Source organism: Actinoplanes siamensis (assembly GCF_016862395.1).
Taxonomy (GTDB): domain Bacteria; phylum Actinomycetota; class Actinomycetes; order Mycobacteriales; family Micromonosporaceae; genus Actinoplanes; species Actinoplanes siamensis.
On record NZ_BOMW01000040.1, the window covers coordinates 72,273 to 80,273 of the forward strand.

11 protein-coding genes are annotated in these 8,001 nt (G+C 69.5%); 8 read left to right on the forward strand and 3 right to left on the reverse strand.

Annotated features, from left to right (window positions below; all coding sequences use genetic code 11):
* Positions 1-41: 41 nt before the first annotated feature.
* The 4 genes from Asi03nite_RS21520 to Asi03nite_RS21535 are packed head-to-tail and all read left to right on the forward strand — an operon-like array spanning position 42 to position 3,197.
* Positions 42-827, forward strand: coding sequence for a prepilin peptidase (locus Asi03nite_RS21520; protein ID WP_203682222.1), 786 nt, complete (start codon positions 42-44; stop codon positions 825-827).
* A 44-nt stretch (positions 828-871) separates the two neighbouring features.
* A complete protein-coding gene (gene pilM / locus Asi03nite_RS21525) occupies positions 872-1,897 on the forward strand; it encodes a type IV pilus assembly protein PilM (protein WP_203682223.1) in 1,026 nt (341 codons plus the stop codon).
* Positions 1,894-2,610: a PilN family protein gene (locus Asi03nite_RS21530; RefSeq protein ID WP_203682224.1), complete on the forward strand. Its 717-nt coding sequence runs from the start codon at positions 1,894-1,896 to the stop codon at positions 2,608-2,610. The genes pilM and Asi03nite_RS21530 overlap by 4 nt, the downstream gene beginning before the upstream one ends.
* Positions 2,610-3,197, forward strand: coding sequence for a type 4a pilus biogenesis protein PilO (locus Asi03nite_RS21535; protein WP_203682225.1), 588 nt, complete (start codon positions 2,610-2,612; stop codon positions 3,195-3,197). The genes Asi03nite_RS21530 and Asi03nite_RS21535 overlap by 1 nt, the downstream gene beginning before the upstream one ends.
* Positions 3,198-3,238: 41 nt before the next feature.
* Here the strand turns inward: Asi03nite_RS21535 and Asi03nite_RS21540 are convergent, their stop codons facing one another.
* The gene (locus tag Asi03nite_RS21540) at positions 3,239-4,084 is read right to left on the reverse strand and encodes an LLM class flavin-dependent oxidoreductase (protein WP_203682226.1); all 846 of its coding nucleotides are present in this window, start codon (positions 4,082-4,084) and stop codon (positions 3,239-3,241) included.
* A 140-nt stretch (positions 4,085-4,224) separates the two neighbouring features.
* Between Asi03nite_RS21540 and Asi03nite_RS21545 the strand changes: the two genes are divergently transcribed.
* Positions 4,225-4,608, forward strand: a complete 384-nt coding sequence (locus tag Asi03nite_RS21545; protein ID WP_203682227.1) for a response regulator — start codon at positions 4,225-4,227, stop codon at positions 4,606-4,608.
* 72 nt (positions 4,609-4,680) lie between these two features.
* Here the strand turns inward: Asi03nite_RS21545 and aqpZ are convergent, their stop codons facing one another.
* Entirely contained in the window at positions 4,681-5,445 is a 765-nt protein-coding gene (gene aqpZ, locus Asi03nite_RS21550; protein WP_203682228.1) for an aquaporin Z, read from the reverse strand.
* A 380-nt stretch (positions 5,446-5,825) separates the two neighbouring features.
* On the opposite strand from aqpZ, the gene Asi03nite_RS21555 reads away from it, so the two are divergent.
* From Asi03nite_RS21555 to Asi03nite_RS21565, 3 genes are all read left to right on the forward strand, one after another.
* Entirely contained in the window at positions 5,826-6,602 is a 777-nt protein-coding gene (locus tag Asi03nite_RS21555; RefSeq protein ID WP_203682229.1) for an XRE family transcriptional regulator, read from the forward strand.
* Positions 6,603-6,827: 225 nt separating this feature from the next.
* Positions 6,828-7,112 (forward strand): hypothetical protein, encoded by a 285-nt coding sequence (locus Asi03nite_RS21560; protein ID WP_203682230.1) that lies wholly within the window; start codon positions 6,828-6,830, stop codon positions 7,110-7,112.
* Positions 7,109-7,294: a hypothetical protein gene (locus Asi03nite_RS21565; protein WP_239102831.1), complete on the forward strand. Its 186-nt coding sequence runs from the start codon at positions 7,109-7,111 to the stop codon at positions 7,292-7,294. The genes Asi03nite_RS21560 and Asi03nite_RS21565 overlap by 4 nt, the downstream gene beginning before the upstream one ends.
* Positions 7,295-7,567: 273 nt before the next feature.
* Here the strand turns inward: Asi03nite_RS21565 and Asi03nite_RS21570 are convergent, their stop codons facing one another.
* Positions 7,568-7,924, reverse strand: coding sequence for a hypothetical protein (locus Asi03nite_RS21570; RefSeq protein WP_203682231.1), 357 nt, complete (start codon positions 7,922-7,924; stop codon positions 7,568-7,570).
* Between the last annotated feature and the right edge of the window lie 77 nt (positions 7,925-8,001).

Here is an 8,001-nt window from a genome sequence, read left to right on the forward strand (position 1 = left end):
CCAGGAGGTGGCGCCACCCGTCCCCATGAGAGGAGCCCGACATGCCGCTGGCCCCGCTGCTCGTGATCGCCGGAGTGCTCGGACTCGCGGTGGGCTCCTTCCTGAACGTCGTGATCCACCGGGTGCCCCGGAACCAGTCGCTGGTCCGCCCCGGCTCGCACTGCCCGGACTGCGGCCATGCCATCCGCAACCGGCACAACGTCCCGGTGCTCGGCTGGCTGCTGCTGCGCGGGCGCTGCGCCGACTGCGCCACCCCGATCAGCGCCCGCTACCCGCTCGTCGAGGCCGGCACCGCCGCGCTGTTCGTCGCGGTGACCGCGCGCTTCGGCTGGTCCTGGGAGCTGCCCGGATACCTCTACCTGGCGGCCGTCGCCATCGCCCTGGCCCTCATCGACCTGGACGTGATGCGGCTGCCCGACAAGATCGTCCTGCCGTCGTACGCGGTGGCCACCGCCCTGCTGGTCCCGGCCGCCCTGCTCACCGGCGACCCGGCCGCCCTGCTCCGGGGCGCGGCCGCCGCGATCCTGCTCTACCTGCTCTACCGCGTGCTCGGCGCCTGGGGCATGGGCGGCGGCGACGTCAAGCTCGCCCCGCTGCTCGGCTTCCACCTCGGCTGGCTGGGCTGGGGCGCGGTGGCGATCGGCGCGTTCTCCGGCTTCCTGCTCGGCGGGCTGGCCGGCGCGATCCTGCTGGCCACCCGGGCCGCCGGCCGCAAGAGCCGGATCCCGTTCGGGCCGTACATGCTGGCCGGCGCGTTCCTCGCGGTGTTCGCCGCGGCGCCGATCGGCGACTGGTACGCGAACCTGCTCACACCGGCCCAGTTCTGACCGATAGCCCGTAGGAAGAGTCCGACACCGGAAAGGAAGAACCGATGGCTGGCGCAACGCCGATCGGGCTGGACATCGGCTCGTCCTCGATCCGGGCCGTCGAGGTCCGCCGCACCAGGGACGAATACTCCCTGACGAACTTCGGGCAGATCCCGCTCGAGCCGGGCGCTGTGCACGGCGGCGTGGTGCACGACCCGGTCGGCGTCACGCACGCGCTCAAGCAGCTCTGGGTCGCCTGCCGGTTCGGCACCAAGCGGGTCAGCCTCGGCGTGACCAACCCGCAACTGGTGGTCCGCGAGATGTCGATCGCGAACCTGCCGGCCGGGCAGATGCGCCAGGCCCTGCCGTTCCAGGTCAAGGACGCGCTCCCGCTCGCGGTCGAGCGCTCGCTGCTGGACTTCTACCCGCTGGAACAGCCCGGCGAGAACCCGACCGTACGCGGTCTGCTGATCGCCATGCCCAAGGACGCCGTGGTCGACCTGGTGCAGGCGGTGGAGAAGGCCGGCCTGCACGTCACCGGCGTCGACCTGGCCTCGTTCGCGCTGCTGCGCGCCGCCTCCCGGCTGGACTCGCAGGTCGAGGCGATCGTCGACATCGGCGCCGACATCACCAGCGTGGTGGTGCACGCGGACGGCGAGCCGCTGTTCGTGCGTACCCTGCCGCGCGGCGGATCGGAGATCACCGACAGCGTCGCCACCCGGCTCGGCGTCCCGGCCCACCAGGCCGAGGAGATCAAGTGCCGGTACGGCCTGCACGGCGACGGCAACCCGGACACCGTGGCCGCGCTCACCGACGCGGTCCGGCCGCTCTCCAGCGAGCTGCGCAGCTCGTTCACCTACCTGGCCTCCGGCGAGCGGCAGAAGCAGGTCACCCGGCTCTCGCTGTGCGGCGGCGGCGCGCTGATGCCCGGGCTCGCCGAGCACCTGCAGGAGCAACTGGGCATCCCGGTGCTCTACGCGGACAGCACCGCCCGGCTGCGCGACACCCGCCGCGCCCGGGAACGGGGATTCGACAGTTTCGTGCCGTCGGCGGCGGTGTCGATCGGCCTCACCCTGGGAGCCGGCCGATGACCACTACCGCGCTGATGCCGCTGGACCCGTCGGCCTCCCCGCAGCACGCCAACCGCGTCCTGCCGATCCGGGCGAACCTGCTGCCGCAGGACATCACCGACAGCCGCCGCGCCCGCCGCACCCGGGCCGTGGTGATCGTCGCCGTGGTGCTGGTGCTGGCGCTGCTCAGCGGCTGGTACTGGCACGCCACCGTGGAGAAGCGGGACGCCGAGGAGGACTTCGCGTTCATCACCCAGCAGGTTGCCAAGGTCCAGAAGGACCAGCGCGAGTACAACGACCTGACGACCACCAAGAACACCATCAAGGTGATGTCCGGTCAGCTCGGCAAGCTGATGGCCGACGACCTGCCCTGGCAGACCGTGCTCGACACGGTGCGCACCACCGGGACCGCCTACGACGTCGTGATCAGCGAGCTCGACGGCACGTTGACCACCGGCGGCACCGCCAACTCGGAGACGAAGAGCGACAAGGTGGCCACGATCAGCATCAGCGGCACCGCGCCGGACAAGAAGGCGGTGGCCAAATACGTCCTGGCGCTGGTCGACCTGGAGAAGAAGGGCTTCGCCGACCCGTTCATCAACAACGTCTCCGGCAAGGACAAGGTCTCCGGCACGGACAACAAGGGCGTCACCTTCAGCATCACCATCTCGCTCACCAAGACGGCCCTCTGCGGCCGGTTCAGCTCGGACTGCACCGCCTCCGGAGGTAAGTGATGAGCGCGCTCCGCTCCGACCGCGTCTGGCTCTTCGGCGGCCTGGGCCTGGTGGCGCTGCTGATCGCGGCCAGTTGGTTCCTGCTGATCCAGCCGAAGTACAACGAGGCGTCGGACATGCGCGGCCAGGCCGAGGAGACCACGGCCCAGCTGGCCACGCTGCGCAAGAAGCTGGCCGACCTGAAGGTGGAGAACACCAAGCTCAGCTCCTATCACGCCAAGCGCGACATGTACCTGAAGGCGCTGCCGACCGGCGACAAGATCCCCGCCGACGACATCCCCGCCTTCCTGACGCAGCTGCAGATCATGGGCATGAACCTGGGGGTCGACGTGGACGCGTACTCGGCCAGCGGCCGGGACAAGTCCCAAGCGGTGTCCACGGTGGAGGAATTGCCGATCGCTCTCAACGCGACCGGATCGGTGAAGAACATCAGCACCTTCCTGAACCAGCTGCAGAACACCCAGCCGCGGGCGGTGCTGGTCCAGGGCGCCTCGCTGAAGTTCCAGAAGGGCAAGGTGGAGTTGTCGCTGACGCTGAAGGCCTTCCGCAACCCGGAGACCGCCAGCACGGCGGTGACCACCAACTAGTCCCCGGGAACAGCCGGGCCGCCGTGGCGGCCCGGCCGGCCTCATGCCGCCAGCAGGGCGGCGACCCCGTCGAAGGCCGGGCGGCGGACCGTGAACCGGGTGATCCCCCACCGGCGTTCGATGAGCGCCAGCTTCGCTGTGATCTCACGCTGCGTTCCGACCAGGGCGTACGGCGTGAGCTCGAGGTCGGCCACACTGGTCCCGGCCTCCTCCGCCAATTTCGCGTACGTCGCGCCGGCGTCGTCGGTCACCTCGAAGTAGTGCACGAGCGCCTCCACCGGGGTCCCGCCGGCCAGCCCCACCTTCGCGTCCACCTGGTCCGGCCGGAACCGGGCCTCGTGCTCGTGCCCGTCCGCCAGGGTGCGGCCCAGCCCGGAGAGCCCGATCACATCGGCGTGCTCGGCGGCCCAGCGCAGCAGCCGGGTGTTGCCGCCCCCGAACAGCAGCGGCACCCGCTCCTGCACCGGCCGCGGCTTCTCCAGGCCCTCCCCGGCCAGCATCCGCATGGTCGTCTCGGCCACCGTGATGCAGTGGTCGACCCGCTCGCGCACCCCCGGGCGCTCCCGCCCGATCGCGGCCCACTCGGCAGGCGTGTGCCCGGCCCCCACCCCGAAGATCGCCCGGCCGCCGGAGACCACGTCCAGCGTGGCCACATCCGCGGCGAGCAGGATCGGCTCGCGGATGCCGGCGTTCACCACGTACGACCCGAGTTTGATCCGGCTGGTCACCGCGGCCGCCGCGGCCAGCGCCACGAACGGCGCCGCGCAGGCGCCCGGATGATCGGCGGCGTAGAGCGCCTGGAATCCGGCGGCCTCGGCACGCCGTGCGAGATCGAGCCAGTCGGCGGCTTCGGTCGGCTGCGCCTGCAGCGAGAAAGAGGTGGCCATGCGCCGATGGTGGCAGCGATCCGGCGAGCGGCCCCACTTCTTCTGCCGACGGCAGAGGACGCACCTGGACGGCAACCGGAGATGACTGCCGCCCGGCGGACAACAGCCGATCAGAAGGGTCCACGAGGAGGGGCTTAGCAATGAACCAGAACCTGATCCTGATCGCCGACGACGACGCCGACGTCCGGGACCTGCTCACGGTGGCGCTGGAGGGGGCCGGCTACCAGGCCGTGGGCGCGAACGACGGGCGCACCGCGGCCCGGATCCTCACCGTCGCCAAGCCCATCGCGATGATCACCGACGTCCGGATGCCCTCGATGAACGGGATGGAGCTGTGCCGGCTGGCCCGCAACACCCCGGCGCTGCGGGACATGGCGATCCTCATGGTGTCCGGCAACAACCACGCGTACGACGTGGACGCCGGGATGGTGGCCGGCGCGGACGGCTACGTGGCCAAGCCGCTCCAGCCGAAGCGAATCGTCAGCGAGCTGCGGGATCTGATCAGCCGCCGCCCGGGGGCCTGAGCTTCGGCGCCGGCGGTCTCCTTCCAGCCGTGCGGCGCCGGCTCGGCGAATGCCCGCGCAACGTGCGCCGGGTCAGGCCAGGGTGGCGCTCTCCAGCGGAGCGGACGGCTCGTTCTGCCCCAGCAGTCCTCCATAGGTGAATCCCGCGATCAGGGCGCCCGCGACCGGCGCCACGAGGAACAGCCACAGCTGACCGAGGGCGCCGCCGCCGGCGAACAGGGCCGGGCCGAGGGACCGGGCCGGGTTCACCGAGGTGTTCGTCACCGGGATGCTGACCAGATGGATCAGCGTGAGGCCGAGCCCGATCGCGAGCGGCGCGAAGCCGCGCGGCGCCCGGGTGTCCGTCGCGCCGAGGATGACGAACAGGAACACGGCTGTCATCACGACCTCGGTGATCAGGGCGGCCAGCAGCGAGTAGCCGCCGGGCGAGCGGTCGCCGTACCCGTTGGTCGCGAAGCCCGACTCGACGGCGTCGAACGCCGGCCGGCCGGACGCGATGACGAACAGCACCCCGGCCCCGGCGATCGCCGCCACCACCTGGGTCACGATGTAGGCCGGCGCGTCGCGCCAGCGGAACTGTCCGGCGGCGGCGAGGCCGACGGTCACCGCCGGGTTGAAATGACCTCCGGAGACGTGCCCGACGGCGTACGCCATCGTCAGCACCGTCAATCCGAACGCGAGCGCCACCCCGAGGAAGCCGATACCCAGGTCGAGACCGGCGGGGTTGAGGAACGCGGCGGCCAGGACGGCCGAGCCGCAGCCGGCGAAGACCAGCCAGAAGGTGCCGAGGAACTCTGCGGCGATGCGCCTCGGCATCGCTGGTGTGGATGTGGACATGTCGTCAGGCTCGCACGAGATCACGACATACCGGGACGTTTTCGTTGCTGGTCACCGCGTTGCCGCAGGCTCGGGGACACCCGATCGTCCGGCCCGGCACGGACGACGACTCCTGGATTGTCGTCTCCGATTCGCCTAAACCCCCGCTCGGCTCGACCAGTCGGCGGACAACGATCTTGTGCACTGGGGGTCGTACCTTGACCAGCCATGGGCGCATTGAAGATCTGGCATTTGTTGATCTGTCTGCTGCTGGTCGGCGGAGTCGTGGGAGTGGTTGCCGTCGTGGTGGGTGTGTTCCGCCGGCGGTAGCGCGTACGGTCGAATCCGGCGGCCGGGGTAGAGGCCGGCCGCCGCGCCCTGTCCTCTACCAGGGAGCACCGATGGATCCGTACGCCGATTCGCTGGCATTCGGTCAGCGGCTGCAACTCCTCCGCACACGCAGGGGGCTCACCCGGGACCAGCTCGGCGGCCTGGTAGGCCGATCCGGGTCGTGGGTCAAGGGTGTGGAGACCGGGCGTCTGAAGACACCAAAGCTGGACGTTGTTCTCGCCCTTGCCGAGGTTCTGCGGATACGCGACCTGTCCGACCTGACCGGCGACCAGTCGCTCCACGTCGATCTGTTCGTTGGTCCTGGCCATCCGCGCCTCGCGGCCGTCAAAGAGGCCGTGGACGCCTATCCGGTCGCCACCGATCAGGAAGCGCCTTTGACCGGCCACATCCGGGCACGGCTGGCGAGTGCATGGTCGGCTCGGCACTCGGCCGCCAACCACCGGGAGGCGATCGGAGGGTTGCTGCCGGAACTCATCCGGGACGCGCAGCTCGCCGTCCGGCAGGCCGACACCGGTCCGGCGCGCCGGAGGGCGCAGGCCGTGCTCTCAGAGATTTACTCGCTGGCCCAGTTCTTCGTGGCCTACCAGCCGGATGCCGCGCTGCTGTGGCGTGTGGCCGAGCGTGGCCTGATCGCGGCCCAAGAGTCCGAGGACCCGCACGCCATCGGCGTAGCCGCATGGCTGACCACCCAGGCGCACCGCGACGCGGCGCACTTCGATGCTGCTGATGCGGTCAATCTGGAGACGCTCCGATACCTCGAACGTCTCCTTGAGGACGCAACGGGAGGCCGAGTCCAAGAGTCCGGCCCGCCGGCGGCGTGCGTCTGAACTCGCCGTGAAGATCGGCCTACTGGCCGCGTAAGCGAAGGGGCACAAATTGTGCCCCTTCCCTCACTCGGCTGGCCATAGCTTCGATCGCAGCATCGGCGGGCGGAAGTCCCTGGCTCGGTCTTTGCCCGCCGCTGCCCAACGCGGCGGGCGGTCGGTCTGGATCACCATGGAAAATGCCCGGACCCGCCGCGCTGAATCCTTGGACGCGGCGGAGGAGCGGGCATGCTCGGTCAGGAACTCGGCACAGCGACGAGAGCCACCCACAGGCAGGTCCTGCCCTTCGGTCTCTGCTCGGACCATGCGGTGCCCACGGTGTGGCCGTGCGAGTCGGCGATCGAGCTGCTGGTGCAGCGGTACGGCGCCGGCTGGGTGCTCGCCGCGCACCTCTGGGACCAGTTCGAAGAGGCTGCGCGGCTGTACCCGACCCTCGGCGTGCTGTACCTGCGGGACCTGGTCATCTCGCGCCCGCTCGACGCGATCAAGCACTGGAGCGAGGTGACGGCATGAGCATCCCTCGCACCTGGTCGGCGCAGAGCGGCGCGACCCTGCGAGAGCTGATGGCCCGGATCGGTCACTCCAGTACCAGGGCCGCCATGATCTACCAGCACGCCAGCAGGGACGGGGACCAGGCCATCGCAGCGGCCTTGGACGCATTGATCGGTGAGGCTCCAAAGCAGGCCGAGAAGTGATCTGGCAAAGGTCCGGCACAAACGAAAACACCCGGACCGAAGTCCGGGTGTTTTCCCTGGTGGAGGTGATGACCTCTTACTTGAACCTCGCCCGGCACGCAGCGGACCTGCAGCGGGCGCTCGCCCGCATCTCAGCCACTGACAGTGCGCCCTAAGGCCGGCTCATCCGCCGTCTCCAGGGCCATACGCATCGATGGGGCTCTGAGGCGACAAGTAGCCCATGCCGTCCTTCCCATTTAATAAATCTGGTATCCACCCTCAGCCCGCCAGCGACTAATCCTCGTTGCTGGCGGAACTATTCACGACGGTGGTACTAGCAGAGGCCCAGTTCACCTGCCCCAAGCGCGTGGTGAGGCCCTGCGCTTTGGTTGCCTTTCCGATAGTTGTCGTATTGTCGCTCATATAGCTTTCCAGGGTTTCCCGCACGCTAGATATAGCGTTCAACACTTCATCATCCGTGGGCAGCCACTTAAGCTTTACGTCGGGGGGAGCGAGACGGTCGGCGTCCTCGAGGTGGGGCGGATCGCCGAAGACGTCGAGTTGACCCCAGACCAGATGCGCCGGCTGGCCAAGAGACTGCGGCGCCTCGCCGACCAGGCGGACGGGCGGCGATAGCTCCAACGCGTACACGGGGTGATCGCCAACAGCTCCAAATCGGGCCTCCAACTACTCCAATGGAGCGGTTGGAGGCCGATTCCCTTTAGACC

Coding starts and splice junctions, on each gene's coding strand:
- Asi03nite_RS21520 (WP_203682222.1), top strand. CDS start 42: ATGCCGCTGGCCCCGCTGCTCGTGATCGCCGGAGTGCTCGGACTCGCG.
- pilM (WP_203682223.1), top strand. CDS start 872: ATGGCTGGCGCAACGCCGATCGGGCTGGACATCGGCTCGTCCTCGATC.
- Asi03nite_RS21530 (WP_203682224.1), top strand. CDS start 1,894: ATGACCACTACCGCGCTGATGCCGCTGGACCCGTCGGCCTCCCCGCAG.
- Asi03nite_RS21535 (WP_203682225.1), top strand. CDS start 2,610: ATGAGCGCGCTCCGCTCCGACCGCGTCTGGCTCTTCGGCGGCCTGGGC.
- Asi03nite_RS21540 (WP_203682226.1), bottom strand. CDS start 4,084: ATGGCCACCTCTTTCTCGCTGCAGGCGCAGCCGACCGAAGCCGCCGAC.
- Asi03nite_RS21545 (WP_203682227.1), top strand. CDS start 4,225: ATGAACCAGAACCTGATCCTGATCGCCGACGACGACGCCGACGTCCGG.
- aqpZ (WP_203682228.1), bottom strand. CDS start 5,445: ATGTCCACATCCACACCAGCGATGCCGAGGCGCATCGCCGCAGAGTTC.
- Asi03nite_RS21555 (WP_203682229.1), top strand. CDS start 5,826: ATGGATCCGTACGCCGATTCGCTGGCATTCGGTCAGCGGCTGCAACTC.
- Asi03nite_RS21560 (WP_203682230.1), top strand. CDS start 6,828: ATGCTCGGTCAGGAACTCGGCACAGCGACGAGAGCCACCCACAGGCAG.
- Asi03nite_RS21565 (WP_239102831.1), top strand. CDS start 7,109: ATGAGCATCCCTCGCACCTGGTCGGCGCAGAGCGGCGCGACCCTGCGA.